Below are 21,746 nucleotides of genomic sequence, written 5' to 3'. Positions count from 1 at the left end.
GCGGGGCGCGCTCCCTCCCGTGCTCCCGTTACCGGAACGCGGGCATCACGTGCTCGTGCACCAGCCGCAGCTGGGTGTCGACGTCGGGGACGCCCGCCAGCTCGCGGCCGGTGAACGACTTGACCAGCGCCGAGTCGGTGATCGCCAGGATCATGTGGTTCACGCCGGTCGGCGCGATGTCCTTGGCGATCTTCTCGCGGACCTCCTCGGGCGTGCCGGAGATCGACAGCTTCTCGGTGATCTCCGGGGTGGTCAGCTCGATGCCGCGGGCCAGGTCGCCGGCGCCGATCGCCTCGATGATCGGGGCGACGTCGGCGGGGGAGACGCCGTTGCGCTCCAGCTGCTCGGCGGGCATCGCCGAGGCGTACAGGCCGACCATGCTGCGCGCGGCCTGCTTGGCGGCCTCGGAGTCGGGGCCGGTCGCGAACACGACCCACGCGCCGATGTCGAGGCTCTTCCAGTCCTTGCCCGCCCGCTCGGCGCCGATCCGGAAGTGCTTGACGGCGTACTCGTAGGCCTCCCGCGAGTAGCTGAGGGCGTGGTGGACGCCGTCGGACAGCTCACCGGCGGCCTCGAACGACTTCGGCCCCCGCATCGCGCCGATCTTGACGGGCAGGTGCTCCTGCACCGGGCGGGCGAAGGTGAACAGGCCGTCGTAGGAGTAGAACTCCCCGTCGCGGGTGATCGTGCCCTCGTCCAGCAGGGTCCGGACGACCCCGACGGCCTCCTTGACGCGGGTCAGCGGCTTGGTCTTCGTCCAGTCGATCTTGTACTGGGCGAGCACCCCGAAGTTGCCCGAGCCGAGCACGACCTCGGCGCGGCCGCCGGTCAGCTCGTCCAGGGTGGCGGCGGCCTGGGCGATCAGAGTGGGCTCGCGCAGCGTCACCGCCGACACGCTCGGCCCCATCTTGATCTGCTCGGTCTGCGCCGCGGCCGCCGCGAACAGCAGCCACAGGTCCTTGTGCCAGGGCTCGTCGGCCGCGTAGACGGCGTGGTAGCCGAGCTCGTCGGCCAGCCGGATCGACGCCAGCGACTCGGTGAGCGGGTAGTCGGGAAGCATGGCGTAGCTGAACTTCACGAAAGGGACCTTCCTCGTAGGGGGAATGGGAGGGGGTCTAGCCCTTGATCTGCGTCCACGCCTGGGACCAGCGGGCGTAGTCCACGCACGCGTCGCCCCGGTCGTCGCCGCAGTTCCTGACGGGGGTCTTCCAGAACGAGATGCGCCGGTAGAACTCGGCGTCGCCGACATGGAAGTCCCGGCAGAAGCCGGGGGCGGTGTACCGGCACGCCTTGGGGTTGGCGGGGGCCTGGCCGAACCACTGCCCGACCTGCGCCTGCACCTTCGGCGTGGTGATCCAGTTCATCCACCGGTACATGCAGTTGGGATGCTGGGCCCGGGAGGAGACCATCCAGGTGTCGGACCAGCCGGTGGCCCCCTCGCGGGGGATCACCGTGGCGACCGGGGCCCGGGCGTCGCGGGCCAGGTTGGCGGTCACCTGCCAGGCGGTGCCGGCGTGGATGTCACCGACCTTGAACGACTGGATCTCGTCCAGGTAACTGTGCCAGTACTGCACCACGTTCGGCCGCTGCTTCTTCAGCAGGTCCACCGCCGCCGCGAACTGCTCCTCCGACAGGGCGTACGGGTCGGTGATCTTGAGGTCGGGGCGGTGGGCCTTCAGGTACAGCGCGGCGTCGGCGATGTAGATCGGCGAGTCGTAGGCCGCCAGGTTCCCGGCGGCGGGGGACTTGGGATCCCACATCACCTTCCAGGAGTCCAGGCCCTGGGGGAACCGGTCGGTGCGGTACATCAGCATGTTCGCGCCGTAGCCGTGCGGCACGCCGTACATCTGGCCGCCCGCCGAGTTGTAGGGCTGGTCCTTCAGGTACGCGGCGATGTCGCCGTAGTTGCTGAGCAGCGCGGTGTTCACGGGCGCGACGTCGCCGTTGTAGATCAGCCGCACGCTGGCGTCGCCGGACGCCGACACACCGTCGTAGCGTCCGGTCCGCATCAGCGCGACCATCGCGTCCGACGTGTCGGCGATCTTGGCTTCCACCCGGCAGCCGGTGGCCCGGGTGAACGGCGTCACCCAGTCCACCTTCCGGTCGGTGGAGCCGTCCTCGGCGTACCCGGCCCACACCACCAGCGACAGCTTGCCCTCACCGGGGCCGATGCTCTGCTGGGCGGGGAGCCGGGGCGGGGAGGAGCCCTGCTCGTCGGGGGAATCATCGCATGCGCTCGCGGTCACCGCCGTCAGCAGCGTGAGCAACGCCGCCAGGCGGATGGCGCGGCCGGCTCCGTGCGCGGGGTGTCGTCGGACGCGTCGCCCCCGGGGGAGCCGGGAGGGGACGACACGTGCACGGGCTTCGGGCGGGGTCCGGAAGATCATCGGACCGGATTGTAGAGGTAAGGGGGGTGGTCGTGTCACCCGAATCGCATGATCGATCTCTCTCCGTGTATCGTCCCAAAAACGGACGGACTGTTGCTAGGGTCTGCTCTCGTCTCTCGTGACCGACAGCTCCCAGTACCCCCCGTCTCCGTAACCGCCAAGGGACCGTTGAGTGGGATCACGCAACACTCGTCGGCGGCCCCGCTCATGGGCCGCCCGCTTCCGTACCGTCCGCTTCAAGGTCGTCTCGCTGGTTCTGGTCTCGCTGGTCTCGCTCGCCACGCTGTGGGCGTTCGCGGCGAGCGTGACCCTCGGCGAGGGCCTCAACCTGCGCAACGTCAAGACCGTCCAGGACCACTTCGGCTACCCCTCCGGCGCGCTCGGCAGCGCGCTGCAGGTCGAACGCCGCCTGACGCTGGTGTTCCTCGGCAGCCGCACCCCCGGTGACCGCGCCGCGATGGAGTCGGGCCGCCTGGTCACCGACCGGCAGGCCGCGCTGTTCCGCCGGCTGGTGGGCGACCAGGGCGCGCGGGAGGCCGCGCCCGCGCAGGCCCGGCGGCTCGCCGACGAGGTCCTGGGCGGCCTGAACGGCCTGGCCAACAAGCGCGCGGCCATCGACACCGGCGCGGCCGCCCGGCCGCAGGCGTTCGCCGACTACACGGGGCTGATCGGGGGGATCGGCGCGCTCCAGGGCTCGCTGTCCACGATCGGCAACCCCGAGGTCGCCAAGGACGCCCGCGACCAGCTCGCCCTGGCCCGCGCCCGCGAGGCGCTGTCCCAGGAGGACGCCCACCTGGCCGGGGCGCTGGCCGCCGGACGGCTGACCCGCGCCGAGCACGCCGAGTTCGTCAAGCTCGTCGGCACCCAGCGCGCCCTGTTCGGCCTGGCCGCGCCCGAGCTGCGGCCCGGCGACCGCGCCTACTTCGGCCGCGTCACCGGCGCCCCCGAGTACGCCCGGCTGCGCGACCTGGAGGACCGCATCGTCGGCGCGGCCCGCATGAACAAGGTCGCCGCCGACCTGCCGGTGCGGTGGAAGACCACCGCCGACGCCAACCTCACCCGCCTGCGCGGCCTGGAGCTGTCGCTGACCGAGCAGGCCGAACGCCGCGCCCGCCCGATCTCCGACGCGATCCTGCTGCGCGTGGTGCTGGCCGGGGCGCTCGGCCTGCTGGCGGTGGTCGCGACCGTCGCGCTGGCGGTGTGGGTGGCCCGCTCGGTCATCCGCGACCTGGCCGGGCTGCGCCGCGAGGCCCAGGACCTGGCCGACCGCCGCCTGCCCGGCGTGATCTCCCGGCTGCGCCGCGGCGAGCAGGTGGACGTGGCCGCCGAGGCCCCGCCGCTGTCGTTCCCCACCGGCGAGATCGACGAGGTCGGGCAGGCGTTCAACGCCGCCCGCCGCACCGCCATCCAGGGCGCGGTCGAGGAGGCGGCGCTGCGCCGCGGCATCAGCGAGGTGTTCGTCAACCTGGCCCGCCGCAGCCAGACGCTGCTGCACCGGCAGCTCAAGCTGCTGGACTCCATGGAACGCCGCATCTCCGACCCCGACGACCTGGAGGACCTGTTCCGCGTCGACCACCTGGCCACCCGCATGCGGCGGCACGCCGAGGGCCTGATCATCCTGTCCGGGCAGCCGCCCGGCCGGGGATGGCGCAACCCGGTGAAGGTGATCGACGTGACCCGCGCCGCCGCCTCGGAGGTGGAGGACTACACGCGGGTGTCGGTCGCGCCGATGCCCGAGGCCGCGATCGCCGGGGTGGCGGTCACCGACGTGGTGCACCTGCTGGCCGAGCTGGTCGAGAACGCCACCGCGTTCTCCCCGCCGCACACCACCGTGCAGGTCACCGGGGAGCTGGTCGGCCACGGGTTCAGCATCGAGATCGAGGACCGGGGCCTTGGCATGGACGAGGCGGCGCTGGCCGCCGCCAACGCCCGGCTCGCCGCGCCGCCGGAGTTCGACCTGTCCGACAGCGCCCAGCTCGGCCTGTTCGTGGTCGGGCGGCTGGCGCAGCGCCACAACATCCGGGTGACGCTGCGGACCTCGCCGTTCGGCGGGACCACCGCGATCGTGCTGCTGCCGGACGAGCTGGTCGTGCTGTCGGAGCGGCCCGGCGCGGACCGCACGCCGTTCGCGCTGACCCGGCGCGGCGCCGACGCCCTGATCCCCGCCGGGGTGGTGCGCGGGCGCCGGCACGCGCCCGAGCTGCCCGCCGCGCCCCCGGAGCGGTACGTCACCGCGTTCTCCGAGCCCGCCGGACTCCCCGAACCGGCCGGACTCCCCGAACCGGCCGCGTATCCCGAGAGCACCGGATACCCCGAACCGCCCGGGTACCGCGAACCGGCCGGACACCCCGAGCCCGCCGCGTACCACGAGCCCGCCGCGTACCCCGAGAACACCGGGTTCTCCGGACCCGGGGAGACCCCCGGTCAGCCCGAGCGCTCCGAGCCGCACGAGCCGCCCGAGATCTCCACACCGTCCCGGCCCACCCGCCGCAACCGGCCCCCGGCCGTCACCCGGCGCGACGACGCCCCCCGTCCCGACCTGCCCCGGCGCGTCCGGCGCGCCAGCATGGCGCCGCAGCTGCGCCGGGAGGCCGAACCACCGCCCGCCCCCGACCGGCCGCAGCCCCCGCGGGTCCAGCGGTCGCCCGAGGAACTGCGGTCCATGATGTCGGCGATCCAGCGCGGCACCCGGCGGGGCCGCGCCGAGTCCGTGGAGTCCCCGGGATCCCCGGGGGTCCCGGGAACCCCGGGGTTCGCCGAGCACGCCGGACCCGACGAGGAGACGTGATCGGCCATGACCGGTCCGGGCAGCGAATGGCTCGACGAGGAGGCGGGACCCCTGGTGCGCGCGTACGCGCTGACCGGGGGCCGCGCCCGGCCCGCCACCCGCGGCGAGGACCTCGAAATGATCACTGTGGTGGTGACCGTGGGACGGCCCGCCCCCAGCCCCGAGATCGGCCCCGAGCACCTGGCGATCCTCGACCTGTGCCGGACCGCGCAGTCGGTCGCCGAGATCTCGGCGCGGCTCGGGCTGCCGCTGGTCGTGGTGCGGGTGCTGCTGGGCGACCTGCTCACCCGGGGCCACATCGCCGTGCGACGGCCCGAGGAACGCGCCCCGGACGTCACCCAGAAGCTGCTGAGGGAGGTGCTCCATGGACTCGAAAGGCTCTGACCCGGGCTCCGACGCCACGCTGATGCCGCTGGCCGTCAAGATCCTGGTGGCGGGCGGGTTCGGGGTCGGCAAGACCACGTTCGTCGGCGCGGTGAGCGAGATCCGCCCGCTGCGCACCGAGGAGGTGCTGACCGAACGCGGCGTCGGCGTGGACGACACCTCCGGCGTGGACCGCAAGACCACCACCACCGTCGCGATGGACTTCGGCCGCATCACCATCCGCGAGGGCCTGGTCCTGTACCTGTTCGGCACCCCCGGCCAGGACCGGTTCTGGTTCATGTGGGACGAGCTGGCGCACGGCGCGCTCGGGGCGGTCGTGCTGGCCGACACCCGGCGGCTGACCGACTGCTTCCCGGCGGTGGACTACTTCGAGAGCCGCGAGGTGCCGTTCCTGGTCGCGGTCAACCGCTTCGACGACGGCTACGACTACACCGAGCGGGAGGTCGCCGAGGCGCTGGACCTGGGCCCGCAGACGCCGGTGCTGATGTGCGACGCGCGCGACCGCGACTCGGCCAAACGCGTGCTGACCGCCCTGGTCCGGCATCTGATCGCGCTCGGCGAGCGCCAGCCGGTGTGACCCGGCCGGAACGCGAGAGGGCCGGTCCCCCCGGAGGGGACCGGCCCTTTTCCGCGTCACGCGCCCGGGATCACGCCCCGGCGGCGTCCTCCTCCGGGACGAAGTCCACCCCGGCCTCCGCGCGCTGCTGCTCGGTGATCGGCGTCGGCGCGGCGGTCAGCGGGTCGTAGCCGGACGCGGCCTTCGGGAAGGCGATCACGTCGCGGATCGACTCGCCGCCCGCCAGCAGCATGGCGGTCCGGTCCCAGCCGAACGCGATGCCGCCGTGCGGCGGCGGGCCGTACTTGAACGCCTCCAGCAGGAAACCGAACTTGGACTCGGCCTCCTGCTTGCTCAGTCCCAGCACGTCGAACACGCGCTGCTGCATCTCGGCGCGGTGGATACGGATCGAGCCGCCGCCGATCTCGTTGCCGTTGCAGACGATGTCGTAGGCGTTGGCCAACGCCGAGCCCGGGTCGTTCACGAACGTGTCGGCGAACTCCGGCTTGGGCGCGGTGAACGGGTGGTGCACCGCCGTCCAGCCGATCCGCTCGCCCTTCTCGTCCTCCACCGGCTCGAACACCGGGGCGTCCACGACCCAGCAGAACGCCCAGGCGCTCTCGTCGATCAGGCCGCAGCGGTGGCCGATCTCCAGCCGCGCCGCGCCCAGCAGCTCGCGGGTCGCGTGCGGCCGGCCGGCGCCGAAGAAGATCGCGTCGCCGGGCGCGGCGCCGACCTTCGCGGCCAGGCCGGCCTTCTCCGCGTCCGACAGGTTCTTGGCGACCGGGCCGCCCAGCGAGCCGTCCTCCTGCACCAGCACGTAGGCCAGGCCGCGAGCGCCGCGCGCCTTGGCCCAGTCCTGCCAGCCGTCCAGCTCCTTGCGGGTCTGCGACGCGCCGCCCGGCATGACCACCGCGCCCACGTAGGGGGCCTGGAACACCCGGAACGAGGTGTCGGCGAAGTACCCGGTCATGTCGGTCAGCTCGTTGCCGAACCGCAGGTCCGGCTTGTCCGAGCCGTACCGCGCCAGGGCGTCGGCGTAGGTGATGTGCGGGATCTCCCCGATCTCGTGGCCGAGGATCTCCTTCCACAGCGCCCGCACGATGTCCTCGCCGACCCTGATGACGTCGTCCTGCTCGGCGAACGACATCTCGATGTCGATCTGGGTGAACTCCGGCTGCCGGTCGGCGCGGAAGTCCTCGTCGCGGTAGCAGCGGGCGATCTGGTAGTACCGCTCCAGCCCGCCGACCATCAGCAGCTGCTTGAACAGCTGCGGCGACTGCGGCAGCGCGTACCAGTGGCCCGGCTTCAGCCGCACCGGTACCAGGAAGTCGCGCGCGCCCTCGGGGGTGGAGCGGGTCAGGGTAGGGGTCTCGACGTTGACGAAGCCCTGCTCGCCCAGTACCCGGTTGACGATCTGCGCGCCCTGGGAGCGGATGCGCAGCGCCCGGGAGACCTGCTCGCGGCGCATGTCGAGGTACCGGTACTTGAGCCGGACCTCCTCGTTGACGTTGGCGTCGCCCTCGATCGGGAACGGCAGCGGCGCGGCCTCCGACAGCACCTCGATCTCGGCGGCGGCGACCTCGATCTCCCCGGTGGGGATCTCGGGGTTCTCGTTGCCCGCGGGCCGGACCCGCACCTCGCCGGTGATCTTCACGCAGAACTCCGCGCGCAGGTCGTGGGCGGTGTCCTCCTCGCGGAAGACGACCTGGGCGACCCCGGAGGCGTCGCGCAGGTCGATGAAGGTGACACCCCCGTGGTCACGGCGGCGCGCCACCCAGCCGGCCAGCGTCACCTGCTGCCCGGCGTGCTCCCTGCGGAGGGTCCCCGCCTCGTGCGAGCGGATCATCGTGAAAGCCTTTCCTTCAAGACCGATGCGACATTGTTCAGAGACACGGCGCTCTGCTCGCCGCTGCCCAGCTCCTTGACCTGGGCGACGCCGTCGGCGAGGTCCCGCTCGCCCAGGATGATCGCGAACCGGGCCCCCGACCGGTCGGCGTCCTTCATCGCGCCCTTGAGCTTCTTCCCGCCGAACGCCATGTCCGCCGCGACCCCGGCCCGGCGCAGCTCGGCGACCAGACCGAACAGCCGGCGCTCGGCGGTCTCGCCGAGCGCGACCCCGAACACCTCGCAGCGAGGCTTGGGCGCGAACTCCGCGCCCTCGGCCTCCAGCGCCAGGATGGTGCGGTCGAGGCCCAGCCCGAAGCCGATGCCCGGCAGCGCGGGGCCGCCGATGTCCTCCGACAGGCCGTCGTAGCGCCCGCCGCCGCCGATGCCGGACTGCGCGCCCAGCAGCGGGTGGTCGAACTCGTAGGTGGTGCGGGTGTAGTAGTCCAGGCCCCGCACCAGCCGCGGCGTGTCCTCCCACTCGACGCCGAGGTCGGCCAGCAGCTCGCGTACCCGGTCGTGGTGGGCCTTGCAGGCGGCGCACAGGTGGTCGGCCATCAGCGGCGCGTCGGCGAGCTGCTCCTGCACCCGCGGGCGCTTGTCGTCCAGCACCCGCAACGGGTTGATCTCGATGCGGGCGCGGGTGGCCTCGTCCAGGTCCAGGCCGCGCAGGAACTCCTGCAACCGGGCCCGGTAGGCGGGGCGGCACTCCCTGCAGCCCAGCGAGTTCAGCAGCAGCCGCACCCGCGTCAGGCCGAGACTGCGGTACCAGCCGGCGGCGATGGCGATCGTCTCGGCGTCGACCTGCGGGTCCTCGCTGCCGATCGCCTCCAGGTCGAGCTGGTAGAACTGCCGGTAGCGGCCCTTCTGCGGGCGTTCGGCGCGGAACGCCGGGCCGGTCGTCCAGACCTTGACCGGCAGGGCGCCCTCCTTGTGCAGGCCGTTCTCCAGCACCGCGCGCAGCACCGAGGCGGTGAACTCCGGCCGCAGCGTCAGCGACCGGCCGCCGCGGTCCTCGAAGGTGTACATCTCCTTGGACACCACGTCGGTGGACTCGCCGACGCCGCGCCGGAACAGGTTGGTGTCCTCGAAGACCGCCAGCTCCAGATAGCCGTAACCGGCCAGCCGGGCCTGCTCGGCGAACGCCTCGCGGATGGCGTAGAACAGGTCCGCGCGCGGCGGGACGTACTCGCTGACCCCCTTGGGGGCCTGAAAGCTCGAACTCATGATCTCTAGGCTCAGAATCCCTGGTTGGGCCCGTGCTCGGGCGTGAGGTCCGACAGGAACGGGTTGGTCGCGCGTTCCCGCCCGATGGTCGTCTGCTGGCCGTGGCCGGGCAGCACGACGGTCTCGTCCGGCATCGTCAGGCACACCCGCGACAGGCTGCGCAGGATCTCCTCGTACGATCCGCCCGGCAGGTCGGTGCGGCCGATCGACCCGGCGAACAGCAGGTCCCCGGTGAACATCACGTCGGGGACGTCGGCGCTCGGGGGCGTCCGGAAGGTCACCGACCCGGGGGTGTGGCCCGGGGCGTGGTCGACGGTGAAGGACATCCCGGCCAGCTCGACCGCCTGCCCGTCCGACAGCTCCCGCACGTCGTCCGGCTCGCTCAGCGTGATGCCGCCGAACAGCTGCTGCCCCACGTTCAGCGACAGCCCCTTGGCCGGATCGGTGAGCAGGTCGCGGTCGCCGGGATGGATGTAGGCGGGCACGTCCCTGGCGCCGCAGACCGGGGCCACCGACCACACGTGGTCGATATGGCCGTGCGTGAGCAGCACCGCCACCGGCCGCAGCCGGTGCTCGCGCAGCAGCTCCTCGATCCCGGCCTCGGCGTCCTGGCCCGGATCGATGATCACGCACTCCTCACCCGCGGCGGGCGCCACGACATAGCAGTTCGCGGCGAACGATCCGGCGGGGAACCCGGCGACGAGCACGGTCGTCCTTCCTTGTGGCGAGCAGATGGGGACCTCGCGCCCTGGGCCCGGGACCCGGCGCCCCGTCGGGCCCCGTCGCGCCCGGCCGCGCGCGGTGTCCACCGAGCGTACCGGCGCCGCCCTGGCCACCGCGAACGAGATAGGCCGATCGCCGTGTCGACGCCGCCGGCCGGGGCGCCCCGGCCCGCGGCGTCCCCGGATCGGTAACGCGCCGGACCTCGCGGCGCGCGGAACGTCCGGTACCGCTACTATGCGCTGCACGTTCACCTGATCACAGCGGAGGGCAGGCACCGTGGCGGCCAAGGACCGCAAGAAGGAACTCGCACGGCAGCGCTACGAGCGCCAGCAGGCGCGACGGCAGGCCGAGGCCGCGCGCGCCCGCCGGGTGAAGATCGTCGGCGCGGGCGTGGCGGTCGCGGTGATCGCCGTCGGCGGCGGCGTCGCCTACGCGATGACCAGGAGCGACGACAAGAAGGACAAGAAGGACACCACCGCGGCCGCGGGCGCCTGCACCTACACCAGGGCGGAGGAGAAGGGCGCCCCCAAGAACCTCGGCACCCCGCCCGCCAAGCCCGTCCACACCGGACCGGTGCAGGCCACGATCAAGACGGCCCAGGGCGACGTGGGGCTGGAGCTGGACGGGGCCAAGGCGCCGTGCGCGACCAACTCGTTCGCGTTCCTGGCCGAGAAGGGCTTCTGGAAGAACACCTTCTGCCACCGCCTGTCCACCGGCGAGGGGCTGAAGATGCTCCAGTGCGGCGACCCGACCGGCACCGGCCAGGGCGGGCCCGGGTACCAGTTCGGCAACGAGAACACCGAGGGCGCCACCTACAAGAAGGGCACCCTCGCCATGGCCAATGCCGGCCCCGGCACCAACGGCAGCCAGTTCTTCCTCGTGTACGGGGACTCGCAGCTGTCGCCCGACTACACGGTGTTCGGCAAGATCACCAAGGGTATGGACGTACTGGAGAAGGTCGCCGCCGGCGGGATCGACAAGCCCGGCCCGGACGGAACCGGCGCTCCGAAGAAGAAGGTCACGATCCAGGACGTCTCGATCGTCGGGAAATAGGCGAACGGGATACTAAGGTGTGGAGGGTCCGATGGATGTGAGCACGATCTCCAACACGATCGGACCTGCGATACAGGAGGCAAGCGTGTCCAGCGCGACCGATCCCTGGGGCCGGGTGGACGAGGACGGCACCGTCTACGTGAAGACGTCGGACGGCGAGCGCGTCGTGGGGTCCTGGCAGGCCGGCGCTCCGGAGGAGGCCCTGGCCTACTTCAAGCGCAAGTACGACTCGCTGGCCACCGAGATCGGGCTGCTGGAACAGCGGGTCAAGACCACCGACCTCCAGCCCCAGCAGGCCCAGCACAGCATCGACCGGCTGCGCGAGCAGGTCTCCGACGCGCACGCGGTCGGCGACCTGGAGTCCCTGGCCCGGCGGCTGGACGCGCTGACCGCGCTGGTCGACCGCCGCCGCGAGGAGGTGCGGGCCCAGCGCGAGCACGCCCGGCACGAGGCGCGCGAGGTCAAGGAGCGCATCGTCGCCGAGGCCGAGCGCATCGCGGCCGAGGAGACGCACTGGAAGAACGGCGGCGAGCGGCTGCGCCAGCTGGTGGAGGAGTGGAAGGCCGCCGACCGCATCGACCGGCCGACCGAGACCGCGCTGTGGAAGCGGCTGTCGGCCGCGCGCAACGCGTTCACCAAGCGCCGCAAGGCCTACTTCGCCACCCTGGACGACCAGCGCGACCAGGCCCGCAAGGAGAAGGAGCGCCTGGTCGCCGAGGCCGAGGCGATGAGCGGCTCCACCGACTGGGGCGAGACCGCCGCCGCCTACCGCGAGCTGATGCGCCGCTGGAAGACCGCCGGCCGCGCCGCGCGGGACGTGGAGGAGGAGCTGTGGGCCCGGTTCAAGGGCGCGCAGGACACCTTCTTCGCCGCCCGGTCGGCCGCGTTCGCCGAGCGCGACGCCGAGTTCCAGGGCAACGCCGAGGTCAAGGAGCAGCTGCTGGCCGAGGCCGAGAAGCTGCTGCCGGTCACCGACGTGCGCGCCGCCCGCGCCGCGCTGCGCGGCATCCACGAGCGCTGGGAGGCCGCCGGGATGGTGCCGCGCGACCAGCGCGACCGCCTGGAGGGCCGGCTGCGCAAGATCGAGGAGGCCGTGCGCACCGCCGAGGAGAACGAGTGGCGGCGCACCAACCCCGAGGCCCGCGCCCGCGCCGAGGCCACCGTCAACCAGCTGCGCAGCTCCATCGAGCAGCTGGAGAAGCGGCTGGCCAAGGCCCGCGAGGCCGGACGCGACAAGGACGTGCGGGACGCCGAGGAGGCGCTGACCGCCCGTCGTGCCTGGCTGGAGGAGGCCGAGCGCACGCTCGCCGAGTTCTCCTGATCCGCTCTCCCGGGCCCGGCCGCCCGCCCCCTCAGGCGCTCCGCCCGAGGAAGGCGAGCAGCCGGGTCTGCTCGTCGGCGCCGGGCGGCGCGGGCAGCGCCGGACCCAGCCGGCCGGCCGCCCGCAGCGGCGCGGCGACCACGTGCGCGGTCGCGAACGCGTGGTGCACCAGGTCGGGGTCCAGCCGGGTCGGCTGCCCGGTGGCGCGCGCCAGGTCCCAGGCGTGCACCAGCGGCTCCAGGATGTAGGCGCCCAGGTAGTCGCCGAGCGGCAGCTCCCCCAGGGAGCCGACCGGGACGGGCCGGCGCAGCGCCTCGGGCGTCAGCGCCGCCGCGCACTCCTTGCGGGCGGTCCGCCAGGCCATGAGCGCGTCCCCGGCCACATGGCGGCGCGGGTCGTCGGCCGGACCGGGCGGCGGCGCCCCGAGCGCCAGCGCCCTGATCCGGTACTGCCCCGCGATGACGTGCCCCGCCACGTCCAGCGCCGTCCACCCCTCGCAGGGCGAGGGGGCGTCCCAGCCGTCCCGGGGCACGCCGCACACCACCCCTTCGAACAGATCCAGCGCCCTCCGGTAACCGCCTGGTTCCTGACCCATGGCGCCCAGTGACCCGCGACCGGCCCCTCCTGTCAAGCGCAATGGGCAAGCCGGTCACGGGTCACCGAAACCCTCAGGCGCCGTTCACCCCGCGTTCGCGCAGCATCGCGGTCATCAGGTCGATCTCGGAGCGCTGGCCGTCCACCATGCTCCGGGCCAGCCGCCGCACGCGCTCGTGGCCGGTGCGGTCGAGCACGGCGCGCGCCATGTCCACCCCGGCCCGGTGGTGGACGACCATCAGGCGCAGGAAGCGGATCTCGGCGTCCCGGCCGGAGGCCCGCTCCAGCCCGTCGAGCTGCTCGCGGGTGGCCATCCCCGGCATGGCGGCCGGTGCCGCGGCCGGGGCGGCCGGGTGCCCGGAGTGGCCCCGCATCCAGCGCATCGGCCCGGCCGGGTCGGTCTTGGGCAGCCCCCACTCGTCCAGCCAGGCCGTCATCATGCCGATCTGCGCCTGCTGGGTGGTGGCGATGTCGTAGGCCAGGGTCCGCAGACCAGGGTCGCGGGTCTTGTCGCGGACCGTGAACGCCATCCGCACCGCCTGGGCGTGGTGGGCGCTCATGTCGCGCGCGAACCCGGCCTCCGGACCGTCGGCCGCCGGCCCCCCGGATCGCAACGCCGCCATCCCGGCGAACACGGCCGCCGCCACCAGGACGACGACGGCCACGATCACGTTGGCCCGCCGCCTCACGCCGTGCTTCCCGCTCGCCTCCGGAACGCCGGGTGGGCGCCGCCTTCCCTCGTCGCTCCGGTCGCTCGGCTCCCACCCGGCCCGCTGTGCTCGCGGGTCGGTCCGGACGGCGCCGCGTCCCCGCGGCCCGCTCACGCCTGGTCCTTGGCGCCGGTGCAGGCCGCGCCCGGTTCGGGGGTCTGCGGGCCCTTGACGTAGGCCTTCAGGAACGCGTCCACGCGCGGGTCGGCGGCGTCCTGGACCTTGACCTGCCTGCCCCACGCCGACAGCGCGATCGGCGCGTCCAGGCCCGGGTAGGGGCTCATCAGCGTGTAGTCGGTGGTCCGCACCTTCGTGGCCAGCCGCTCGACCTGGTCGGCGGCGAGGCCGGGCCGGTAGGTGATCCACACCGCGCCGTGCTCCAGGGAGTGGACGGCGTTCTCGTTGCGCAGCGGCCGGTCGTAGACGCGGGCGTCGCAGTTCTGCCACATGGGGTCGTGCGCGCCGCCCATCGGCGGGGCGGTGTCGTAGGTGACGGCGTTCTGGGTGTGGTCGCGGCTCAGGTCGCCCTTCTCGACCAGCCCGGCGATCGAGCCGCCGGAGGAGGGCCGCGACTGCAGGAACGCGAAGGTGATCGCCACGGCGGCGACCAGGCCGATCACGGTGAAGAAGGCGATGCCGCCCCAGGGCACGTGCCGCTGGTTCAGGGCGTTCTTGGCCGGGCGGCCGTTGCGGTTGGCCGGGCGCTTGCTCCCGGCCGACCCGGTGTTCTTGGCCGACCCGGTGTTCTTGGACGGCTTGGCGTTCTTGGACGGCTTGTTGTTCTTGGACAGCTTGGCGTTGGACATGGTGATCCCCTCATGGGTGCTCGTTCGGACGGGACGGGGCGCCGTGCGGCGCGGCCCGTCACAGCCGGAGCACCTGGAGGGAACTGAGGGACGGCGGGAGCGGGGCGCCCCGCGCCGGGGGAGCCGCCCGCGGGCCGGCGAGGGCCGGGAGCCGGGACCGGATCCGGCGGGGGAGCGCCGCCATCCCGATCACCATGATCGACAGCAGCACCGCCAGGCACAGGCAGGCGTCCACGGGGTCGGCGGGCACCGGGACCGGCGGCTCGTGCAGCGTCGGGAGACCGGCCGCCGCGACCGCCCCGAGCGCCGGTCCGGCCCCCTCCGCCCGGTGGCCGGAGGGGGCGTCGGCCCCGAACGGGGCGTCCAGCGAGTGCGCGGTGCACCAGCGGATCGTCGGGGCGTGCTCCAGGCCGTAGCTGAAGACCAGCCCGCCCACGACGAACAGCGCCACGAGCAGTCCCGCCAGCCCGTGGCGCCGGCTGTGCCGCAGCCGAGACGCCGGTCCCGTCACGTCCTGTGATCACCTCTGGTCGAAGGGTTCCGCGCGGTTTCAACGCCGCGCCCCGCCGGGAGGTTCCCGGCGATCGGAACGAAGAGGAGATTACCGGCAGTGTCGGTGCGGCGAGATAGTGTCGGACCGTGACCGGCACGCTCTTCGACGACCCGACCGGGGACGGCGACCGGGAGGCGCCGCCCGCCCCGGACGCGCCCTCCGGCCGGCCCGCCCCCGAGCGGCAGCCCCTGGCGGTGCGGATGCGGCCCCGTTCCCTGGACGAGGTCGTCGGCCAGGCGCACCTGCTCGGCCCCGGCACCCCCATCCGCCAGCTGGTGGACCGCGACGCGCCGATGTCGCTGGTGCTGTGGGGCCCGCCCGGCACCGGCAAGACCACCCTGGCGACCGTGGTGAGCCAGGTCACCAGCCGCCGCTTCGTGGAGATCTCCGCCGTCAGCGACGGCGTCAAGCGGGTCCGCGCCGAGATCGACCTGGCCCGCCGCGAGCTGGGCGTGGCCGGGCGGCAGACGGTGCTGTTCGTCGACGAGATCCACCGGTTCAGCAAGGCCCAGCAGGACGCGCTGCTGCCCGCCGTGGAGAACCGCTGGGTCTCCTTCATCGGCGCGACCACCGAGAACCCGTTCTTCTCGGTGATCAGCCCGCTGCTGTCCCGGTCGCTGCTGCTCACCCTGGAGCCGCTGGACGAGGACGACCTGCGCGAGGTGGTCCGCCGCGCGCTGGCCGACGAGCGCGGGCTGAACGGCGCGGCCACCCTCGACCCGGCCGCCGAGGACCACCTGATCCGGCTGGCCGGGGGCGACGCCCGCCGCGCGCTCACCTACCTGGAGGCCGCCGCCCTGGTCGTCCCCGACGGCGGCGTGATCGACGCGGACGTGCTGGAGCGGGCCGTGGACCGGGCCGCCGTCCGCTACGACCGCGAGGGCGACCAGCACTACGACGTCATCAGCGCGTTCATCAAGAGCATCCGGGGCAGCGACGTGGACGCCGCGCTGCACTACCTGGCCCGCATGATCGAGGCGGGGGAGGACCCCCGGTTCATCGCCCGGCGGCTGATCGTGCACGCCAGCGAGGACGTCGGCATGGCCGACCCCACCGCGCTGCAGACCGCCGTGGCCGCCGCCCAGGCCGTGGAGTTCGTCGGGCTGCCCGAGGCCCGCATCAACCTGGCCCAGGCCGTGATCCACCTGGCGCTGGCCCCCAAGTCCAACGCGGTGATCATGGCGGTGGACGGGGCGCTGGGCGACGTCCGCAAGGGCCTGGCCGGGCCCGTGCCGGGCCACCTGCGTGACGCGCATTACAAGGGGGCGGCGCGCGTCGGGCACGGCGAGGGGTACAAGTACCCCCACGACCACCCCGGTGGCGTGGTCCGCCAGCGGTACGCGCCCGACGCGGTGCACGGACGCGAGTACTACCGCCCCACCCGGCACGGCGCGGAGTCCCGTTTCACCGAGGTCCTGGCCCGCATCCGGTCGGTGCTGCGCGGAGCGCGGAGCGCGGAGCCCGGCGGGAAAAAGGGCTGAGCGCGGTCCCGCCATCGGGGACCATGGACCGATAACCTTCCCCACGCCGGTCCGAGCCCGGCACGGTCCCGACCGTCGCCCACGGTAAGGTCGTTCCCCACGGAACGGACCGACCGGACCGGCCCGGCCGGACTCGACACAGCGAACGGAAAAGCCCTGATGCTTACTGGTGGACAACTGGCAGGCCTCATCGTGGCCGTGTTCTGGGCCGTGCTCGTGTCCTTCGTCGCCTACACCCTGCTGCGCCTGGCCCGGCTGCTCGGCGAGGCCAGCGAGGTGGTCCGCGACATCGGCGAGCAGGCCGGGCCGCTGCTGGACGACATGAACCGCACGGTGCGGCGCGCCAACGAGCAGCTCGGCCGCACCGACGTGATCACCAAGCAGGTCGCCGGCGTCACCCAGAACGTCTCGGCCGTCACCACCGTGATGACCTCGGTCGTCGGCGGGCCCCTGGTGAAGGCCGCCGCCTTCTCCTACGGCGTGCGCAGGGCGCTGGGCAACACCAGGGACGGCGGCCACTCGGGCCGTCCCGAGCTCACCGGCCGGCAGAACGGGAAGGGGCGCAGGTGAAGCGGCTGTTCTGGCTGTCGGTCGGCGCCGGCGCCGGCGTCTACGCCACCCACCGCGTGAAGAAGAAGGTGGAACGCGTGGTGGAGGCCTGGTCCCCCGAGGGCGTCGCCGCCCGCGCGGTCACCGCCGGGCAGACGACCGGGCAGCGGTTGAAACTTTTCGCCACGGACGTCCGTACCGAGATGCGGGCGCGGGAACAGGAACTGCGCGAGGCCGTCCAGATGGACCAGGCCCCGCCCGAGCCGCCCGACGGACCCCGGCCGCGCCGGGTCCTGAAGGCGCGATACACGATCATCGACGACGACAAGGATGGCCACTGATCATGGAGTCGGCAGAGGTCGCCCGCCGCTTCCTCAAGTTCTTCGAAGAGAACGGGCACACCGTGATGCCCTCGGCCAGCCTGGTCGCCGAGGACCCGACCCTGCTGCTGGTTCCGGCCGGGATGGTGCCGTTCAAGCCGTACTTCCTGGGCCAGCGCACCCCGCCCGCCCCGCGCATGACCAGCGCGCAGAAGTGCGTGCGGACCCCGGACATCGACGAGGTCGGCAAGACCACGCGGCACGCCACGTTCTTCCAGATGCTGGGGAACTTCTCCATCGGCGACTACTTCAAGGAGGGCGCGATCCCGTTCGCCTGGGAGCTGCTGACGCGGCCCCAGGCCGAGGGCGGGTTCGGCTTCCCCGAGGAGAAGCTGTGGGTCACCGTCCTGCAGGACGGCGACAAGGTCGACGACGAGGCCATCGACATCTGGCACAACAAGGTCGGCGTGCCGCTGGAGCGCATCCAGCGCCGCGGCCTGGCCGACAACTACTGGCACATGGGCGTGCCCGGCCCCGGCGGCCCCTGCTCGGAGATCTACTACGACCGGGGCCCTGAGTTCGGCCGCGAGGGCGGCCCCGAGGCCGACGAGGACCGGTACCTGGAGGTCTGGAACCTGGTCTTCATGCAGGAGATGCTGAGCGAGGTCCGCTCCAAGGTCGACTTCGACGTCGAGGCGCCGCTGCCGGCCAAGAACATCGACACCGGCATGGGCCTGGAGCGCATGGCGGCGATCCTGCAGGGCGTCGACAACATCTACGAGACCGACACCCTGCGCCGCATCCTCGACCGCGCCGCCGAGCTGACCGGCACCCGCTACGGCTCCGACGGGCGCGCCGACGTGTCGCTGCGCGTCATCGCCGACCACGTCCGCGCGGGCACCATGCTGGTCTCCGACGGCGTGCGCCCCGGCAACGAGGGCCGCGGCTACGTGCTGCGCCGCCTGCTGCGCCGCTCGATCCGCAACCTGCGGCTGCTGGGCGGCCAGGACGCCGGGCTGATGCACGAGCTCACCGACGTCGCCATCAAGGCGATGGGCGAGCAGTACACCGACCTGATCCGCACCGCCGCCAACATCCACACCGTCATCGACGCCGAGGAGGAGGCCTTCCTCCAGACGCTGCGCACCGGCACCACGATCTTCGACACGGCCGTCGAGGAGACCCGGCGGACCGGCGGGAAGGTGCTGGCGGGCGACCAGGCGTTCAAGCTGCACGACACCTACGGCTTCCCCATCGACCTGACCCTGGAGATGGCCGCCGAGCAGGGCCTGAAGGTCGACGAGGACGGCTTCCGCCGCCTCATGACCGAGCAGCGGGAACGCGCCAAGAAGGACGCCCGCGAGAAGAAGACCGGCAACCTGGACGTCTCGGTCCTGGACGAGCTGCTCACCTCGGCGGGCGGCAAGGTCGACTTCATCGGCTACAACAGCGTGCACGGCGAGGCCCGCCTGGTCGGCGTGCTGGTCAACGGCGCCAACGTCCCCGCCGCCGGGGAGGGCGCCGACGTCGAGATCGTGCTGGACCGCACCCCGTTCTACGCCGAGGGCGGCGGCCAGCTCGCCGACCACGGCCGGATCCGGTTCGGCAACGGCGCGGTCGTCGACGTCCACGACGTGCAGTCCCCGCTGACCGGGCTGATCGTGCACCGCGGCCGGGTCCGCGTCGGCGAGGTCCAGGTCGGCGACCAGGCCCAGGCCGAGATCGACATCGAGCGCCGGCACGCGATCTCCCGCTCCCACTCGGCGACCCACATGGTGCACGCCGGGTTCCGGCGGGCCCTCGGCGAGTCGGCCGCGCAGGCCGGTTCGGAGAACTCGCCCGGCCGCTTCCGGTTCGACTTCACCGCCTCCGGCGCGGTCCCGGCCAGCGTGCTGCGCGACGTCGAGGACGAGGTCAACGCGGTCCTGATCAACGACCTGGACGTGCGGGCGTTCCACACCTCCATCGACGAGGCCCGCTCGATGGGCGCGCTCGCCCTGTTCGGCGAGAAGTACGGCGACGAGGTCCGCGTCGTGGAGATCGGCGACTACTCGCTGGAGCTGTGCGGCGGCACCCACGTCGCCAAGTCCGGCCAGCTCGGCCTGGTCAAGGTGCTGGGCGAGTCGTCGATCGGCGCGGGCGTGCGCCGGGTCGAGGCGCTGGTCGGCATCGACGCCTTCCGCTTCCTGGCCAAGGAGAACGTGCTGGTCAGCCAGCTGGCCGAGCAGCTGAAGACCCGCAAGGAGGAGCTGCCCGAGCGGGTCAGCGGCCTGGTCACGCGGCTGCGCGACGCCGAGCGGGAGCTGGAGAAGCTGCGCTCCCAGCAGGTCCTGGCCGTCGCCGGGTCCCTGGCCGAGGGCGCCGCGGACGTGAACGGCGTCGCGTTCGTGGGGCACCGCGCCCCCGACGGCACCGGCGCCGACGACCTGCGCAAGCTGGCCGTGGACGTGCGCGGCCGCCTGCGGGGCCGCCCCGCCGTCGTGATGGTGGCGGGCGCGCCCAAGGACCGTCCCGTCGTGGTGATCGCCGTCAGCGAGGGCGCCCGCGAGCGCGGCCTGAAGGCCGGCGCGCTGGTCGGCCTGGCCGCCAAGACCCTCGGCGGCGGCGGTGGCGGCAAGGACGACCTCGCCCAGGGCGGAGGCGCCGACACCGGGAAGATCGGTGAGGCGCTGGCCGCCGTCGAACGAGCCGTAGGGGCCGCGTGAGCGACGGGCCCGCCGAGAGCGGCGCGGGAACGATGAGGCACGGCGCCCGGCTCGGGGTCGATGTGGGCAGCGTCCGGATCGGCGTGGCCCGCAGCGACCCCGGCGGGATCCTCGCCTCCCCCCTGGAGACCGTGAAGAGCGGCCGGGGGGACGTCGACCGCCTGGTGGCGCTCGTCGCCGAGAACGAGGCCATCGAGGTGGTCGTGGGACTGCCGACGTCGCTGTCGGGCCGCGAGGGCCCGGCGGCGGCGTCCGCCCGCAGGTTCGCCCGCATGCTGGCCGACCGCCTTCCCCCGGGGATGGTGCGGCTGTACGACGAAAGACTCACCACCGTCACGGCCGAGAGCGGCCTGCGTGCCGGGGGGGTCCACGGCCAGGCCCGTCGCAGGGTCGTCGATCAGGCCGCCGCGGCGGTCCTGCTCCAGGCGGCGCTGGACGGGGAACGGTTGACGGGACGACCCCCAGGCGAGATCGTCCGGGGGAAGACATGAACGACTTGGACCTTTTCTCAGAGCCCGACCGCAACCGGCAGTGGGCCGACGACGGACAGCAGTGGTCCGACGAGCGGCCCCCGCCCCGCCGCGCCCAGCGGCAGGCGCGCCGCCAGCAGCGCCGCAAGAAGCGCAACAGCCGCGCGGCGCTGCTGTTCTCGCTGGCGTTCCTGGTCGCCGTCGTGGGCACCGGCGGCGTGTTCGGCGTCGCCTGGCTGGACCACCGGATGAACCCGCCCGACTACGAGGGCGAGGGCGCCGGGAGCGTCACGGTCCAGATCAAGGAGGGCGACGGCGGCTCGACGATCGCGGCGACGCTGCAACGCCACGACGTCGTCAAGAGCGTGCGCGGCTTCCTGAAGGTCTACGCGGAGGAGAAGAGGGCCGGGGCCATCCAGCCCGGCTACTACGCGATGCGGTTGCGCATGTCGTCCAAGGCGGCCATGGCGCGGCTGCTGGACCCCAAGTCCAGGGCGGGCAACCAGATCATCATCAGCGAGGGCAAGCGCGCCATCGAGATCTTCCAGGACCTGTCGAAGAAGACCGGCATCCCGGTGAACGACTTCGTGAAGGCCTCGCGCGACCCGCGGGCGCTCGGCGCGCCCTCGTGGGCCAGACCGCCCTCCTCGGCGCTCAACCGGATCGAGGGCTACCTGTACCCCGGCCGCTACGACGTCAACCCCAAGGACGGCGCGGCGAAGATCCTCAAGCAGATGGTCACCCGGTTCAACCAGGTGGCGCGGGAGATCGACCTGGAGGGCGAGGCGAGGAAGGCCGGCCTGAAGCCCGAAACGGTGATCACGCTGGCGAGCCTGATCCAGGGCGAGGGCGGGACCGACAGCGACCTGCCCAAGGTCTCGCGGGTGATCCGCAACCGCCTCAAGATCAACATGCATCTGCGGTTCGACAGCACGGTCGTGTACTTCCTCAACAAGCGCACCCTGAACGTGACGGAAAGCGACTACAGCACGCCGCACCCGTACAACACCTACAAGAACCAGGGCCTGCCCCCGGGGCCGATCGGCAACCCCGGTGTGAAGGCGATCCAGGCGGCGCTGCGTCCCGAGCCCGGCGAGTGGCTGTTCTTCGTGACGACCGATCCCACCAACAACGTCACCAAGTTCACCCACTCCGAGGCCGAGTTCAACAAGTTCGTCGAAGAGTTCCGGGCATGGCAGAGGAACAACCCCGGCAACTGATCCGGGGACCGG

Annotated in this window: 20 protein-coding genes; 11 read left to right on the top strand and 9 right to left on the bottom strand. The window is 72.8% G+C overall.

From position 1 onward, the window contains the following. Window positions 1-28: 28 nt before the first annotated feature. Together HNR61_RS39245 and HNR61_RS39240 are read right to left on the bottom strand one after the other, a co-directional pair. On the bottom strand, window positions 29-1,078 hold the full coding sequence (locus tag HNR61_RS39245; protein ID WP_067815524.1) for an LLM class flavin-dependent oxidoreductase: 1,050 nt from the start codon (window positions 1,076-1,078) through the stop codon (window positions 29-31). Window positions 1,079-1,115: 37 nt separating this feature from the next. Continuing rightward, window positions 1,116-2,246 (bottom strand): ABC transporter substrate-binding protein, encoded by a 1,131-nt coding sequence (locus HNR61_RS39240; protein WP_220510345.1) that lies wholly within the window; start codon window positions 2,244-2,246, stop codon window positions 1,116-1,118. A 313-nt stretch (window positions 2,247-2,559) separates the two neighbouring features. Between HNR61_RS39240 and HNR61_RS39235 the strand changes: the two genes are divergently transcribed. The 3 genes from HNR61_RS39235 to HNR61_RS39225 are packed head-to-tail and all read left to right on the top strand — an operon-like array spanning window position 2,560 to window position 6,136. Then, window positions 2,560-5,175 carry a sensor histidine kinase gene (locus HNR61_RS39235; RefSeq protein ID WP_182848220.1) on the top strand — a complete coding sequence of 872 codons (2,616 nt, stop codon included), beginning with the start codon at window positions 2,560-2,562 and terminating at the stop codon, window positions 5,173-5,175. Window positions 5,176-5,181: 6 nt separating this feature from the next. After that, window positions 5,182-5,559 carry a DUF742 domain-containing protein gene (locus tag HNR61_RS39230; protein ID WP_067815526.1) on the top strand — a complete coding sequence of 126 codons (378 nt, stop codon included), beginning with the start codon at window positions 5,182-5,184 and terminating at the stop codon, window positions 5,557-5,559. Continuing rightward, entirely contained in the window at window positions 5,540-6,136 is a 597-nt protein-coding gene (locus HNR61_RS39225) for a GTP-binding protein (protein ID WP_067815527.1), read from the top strand. Before HNR61_RS39230 ends, HNR61_RS39225 begins: the two co-directional genes overlap by 20 nt. Before the next feature lie 70 nt (window positions 6,137-6,206). Here HNR61_RS39225 and aspS read toward each other — a convergent pair whose 3' ends face one another. The 3 genes from aspS to HNR61_RS39210 are packed head-to-tail and all read right to left on the bottom strand — an operon-like array spanning window position 6,207 to window position 9,936. Beyond that, window positions 6,207-7,964: an aspartate--tRNA ligase gene (gene aspS, locus HNR61_RS39220; protein WP_182848219.1), complete on the bottom strand. Its 1,758-nt coding sequence runs from the start codon at window positions 7,962-7,964 to the stop codon at window positions 6,207-6,209. After that, the gene (hisS, locus tag HNR61_RS39215) at window positions 7,961-9,229 is read right to left on the bottom strand and encodes a histidine--tRNA ligase (protein ID WP_182848218.1); all 1,269 of its coding nucleotides are present in this window, start codon (window positions 9,227-9,229) and stop codon (window positions 7,961-7,963) included. Before hisS ends, aspS begins: the two co-directional genes overlap by 4 nt. A gap of 11 nt (window positions 9,230-9,240) precedes the next feature. Continuing rightward, complete coding sequence (locus HNR61_RS39210; RefSeq protein ID WP_182848217.1) at window positions 9,241-9,936, bottom strand: MBL fold metallo-hydrolase; 696 nt, start codon at window positions 9,934-9,936, stop codon at window positions 9,241-9,243. 292 nt (window positions 9,937-10,228) lie between these two features. Between HNR61_RS39210 and HNR61_RS39205 the strand changes: the two genes are divergently transcribed. Then, complete coding sequence (locus HNR61_RS39205; protein WP_182848216.1) at window positions 10,229-11,005, top strand: peptidylprolyl isomerase; 777 nt, start codon at window positions 10,229-10,231, stop codon at window positions 11,003-11,005. Window positions 11,006-11,090: 85 nt separating this feature from the next. After that, window positions 11,091-12,326, top strand: coding sequence for a DUF349 domain-containing protein (locus tag HNR61_RS39200; protein WP_312898314.1), 1,236 nt, complete (start codon window positions 11,091-11,093; stop codon window positions 12,324-12,326). Window positions 12,327-12,357: 31 nt separating this feature from the next. On the opposite strand, the gene HNR61_RS39195 is transcribed toward HNR61_RS39200, so the two are convergent. The 4 genes from HNR61_RS39195 to HNR61_RS39180 all read right to left on the bottom strand — a co-directional run bounded on the left by HNR61_RS39195 (window position 12,358) and on the right by HNR61_RS39180 (window position 14,947). After that, window positions 12,358-12,921, bottom strand: a complete 564-nt coding sequence (locus HNR61_RS39195) for a TIGR03086 family metal-binding protein (RefSeq protein WP_182848214.1) — start codon at window positions 12,919-12,921, stop codon at window positions 12,358-12,360. 73 nt (window positions 12,922-12,994) lie between these two features. Next, the gene (locus tag HNR61_RS39190) at window positions 12,995-13,609 is read right to left on the bottom strand and encodes a DUF305 domain-containing protein (RefSeq protein WP_312898313.1); all 615 of its coding nucleotides are present in this window, start codon (window positions 13,607-13,609) and stop codon (window positions 12,995-12,997) included. A 131-nt stretch (window positions 13,610-13,740) separates the two neighbouring features. Beyond that, a complete protein-coding gene (locus HNR61_RS39185; RefSeq protein ID WP_182848213.1) occupies window positions 13,741-14,436 on the bottom strand; it encodes a thioredoxin-like domain-containing protein in 696 nt (231 codons plus the stop codon). A 58-nt stretch (window positions 14,437-14,494) separates the two neighbouring features. After that, window positions 14,495-14,947: a hypothetical protein gene (locus HNR61_RS39180; protein ID WP_182848212.1), complete on the bottom strand. Its 453-nt coding sequence runs from the start codon at window positions 14,945-14,947 to the stop codon at window positions 14,495-14,497. Window positions 14,948-15,189: 242 nt separating this feature from the next. On the opposite strand from HNR61_RS39180, the gene HNR61_RS39175 reads away from it, so the two are divergent. The 6 genes from HNR61_RS39175 to mltG all read left to right on the top strand — a co-directional run bounded on the left by HNR61_RS39175 (window position 15,190) and on the right by mltG (window position 21,734). Next, window positions 15,190-16,470 (top strand): replication-associated recombination protein A, encoded by a 1,281-nt coding sequence (locus HNR61_RS39175; protein WP_246444806.1) that lies wholly within the window; start codon window positions 15,190-15,192, stop codon window positions 16,468-16,470. Window positions 16,471-16,662: 192 nt separating this feature from the next. After that, entirely contained in the window at window positions 16,663-17,040 is a 378-nt protein-coding gene (locus HNR61_RS39170; protein ID WP_376770302.1) for a DUF948 domain-containing protein, read from the top strand. Further along, entirely contained in the window at window positions 17,037-17,360 is a 324-nt protein-coding gene (locus tag HNR61_RS39165; RefSeq protein ID WP_067815551.1) for a hypothetical protein, read from the top strand. The genes HNR61_RS39170 and HNR61_RS39165 overlap by 4 nt, the downstream gene beginning before the upstream one ends. Before the next feature lie 2 nt (window positions 17,361-17,362). Next, the gene (alaS, locus tag HNR61_RS39160; RefSeq protein WP_182848210.1) at window positions 17,363-20,044 is read left to right on the top strand and encodes an alanine--tRNA ligase; all 2,682 of its coding nucleotides are present in this window, start codon (window positions 17,363-17,365) and stop codon (window positions 20,042-20,044) included. A gap of 32 nt (window positions 20,045-20,076) precedes the next feature. Continuing rightward, window positions 20,077-20,535: a Holliday junction resolvase RuvX gene (gene ruvX, locus HNR61_RS39155; protein ID WP_182848371.1), complete on the top strand. Its 459-nt coding sequence runs from the start codon at window positions 20,077-20,079 to the stop codon at window positions 20,533-20,535. After that, window positions 20,532-21,734, top strand: coding sequence for an endolytic transglycosylase MltG (mltG, locus tag HNR61_RS39150; RefSeq protein WP_182848209.1), 1,203 nt, complete (start codon window positions 20,532-20,534; stop codon window positions 21,732-21,734). Before ruvX ends, mltG begins: the two co-directional genes overlap by 4 nt. Window positions 21,735-21,746 lie beyond the last annotated feature (12 nt).

Source organism: Actinomadura kijaniata, from assembly GCF_014138665.1.
GTDB lineage: Bacteria > Actinomycetota > Actinomycetes > Streptosporangiales > Streptosporangiaceae > Spirillospora > Spirillospora kijaniata.
Note: the sequence above shows the minus strand (reverse complement) of the source record. Positions and strands in the feature narration are given on the sequence as shown.

Bases quoted from the DNA above. Each gene is read 5' to 3' on its own strand.
- HNR61_RS39185 (WP_182848213.1), bottom strand. From the start codon at position 14,436: ATGTCCAACGCCAAGCTGTCCAAGAACAACAAGCCGTCCAAGAACGCC.
- HNR61_RS39175 (WP_246444806.1), top strand. From the start codon at position 15,190: ATGCGGCCCCGTTCCCTGGACGAGGTCGTCGGCCAGGCGCACCTGCTC.
- HNR61_RS39230 (WP_067815526.1), top strand. From the start codon at position 5,182: ATGACCGGTCCGGGCAGCGAATGGCTCGACGAGGAGGCGGGACCCCTG.
- HNR61_RS39225 (WP_067815527.1), top strand. From the start codon at position 5,540: ATGGACTCGAAAGGCTCTGACCCGGGCTCCGACGCCACGCTGATGCCG.
- hisS (WP_182848218.1), bottom strand. From the start codon at position 9,229: ATGAGTTCGAGCTTTCAGGCCCCCAAGGGGGTCAGCGAGTACGTCCCG.
- ruvX (WP_182848371.1), top strand. From the start codon at position 20,077: ATGAGGCACGGCGCCCGGCTCGGGGTCGATGTGGGCAGCGTCCGGATC.
- mltG (WP_182848209.1), top strand. From the start codon at position 20,532: ATGAACGACTTGGACCTTTTCTCAGAGCCCGACCGCAACCGGCAGTGG.
- aspS (WP_182848219.1), bottom strand. From the start codon at position 7,964: ATGATCCGCTCGCACGAGGCGGGGACCCTCCGCAGGGAGCACGCCGGG.
- HNR61_RS39195 (WP_182848214.1), bottom strand. From the start codon at position 12,921: ATGGGTCAGGAACCAGGCGGTTACCGGAGGGCGCTGGATCTGTTCGAA.
- alaS (WP_182848210.1), top strand. From the start codon at position 17,363: ATGGAGTCGGCAGAGGTCGCCCGCCGCTTCCTCAAGTTCTTCGAAGAG.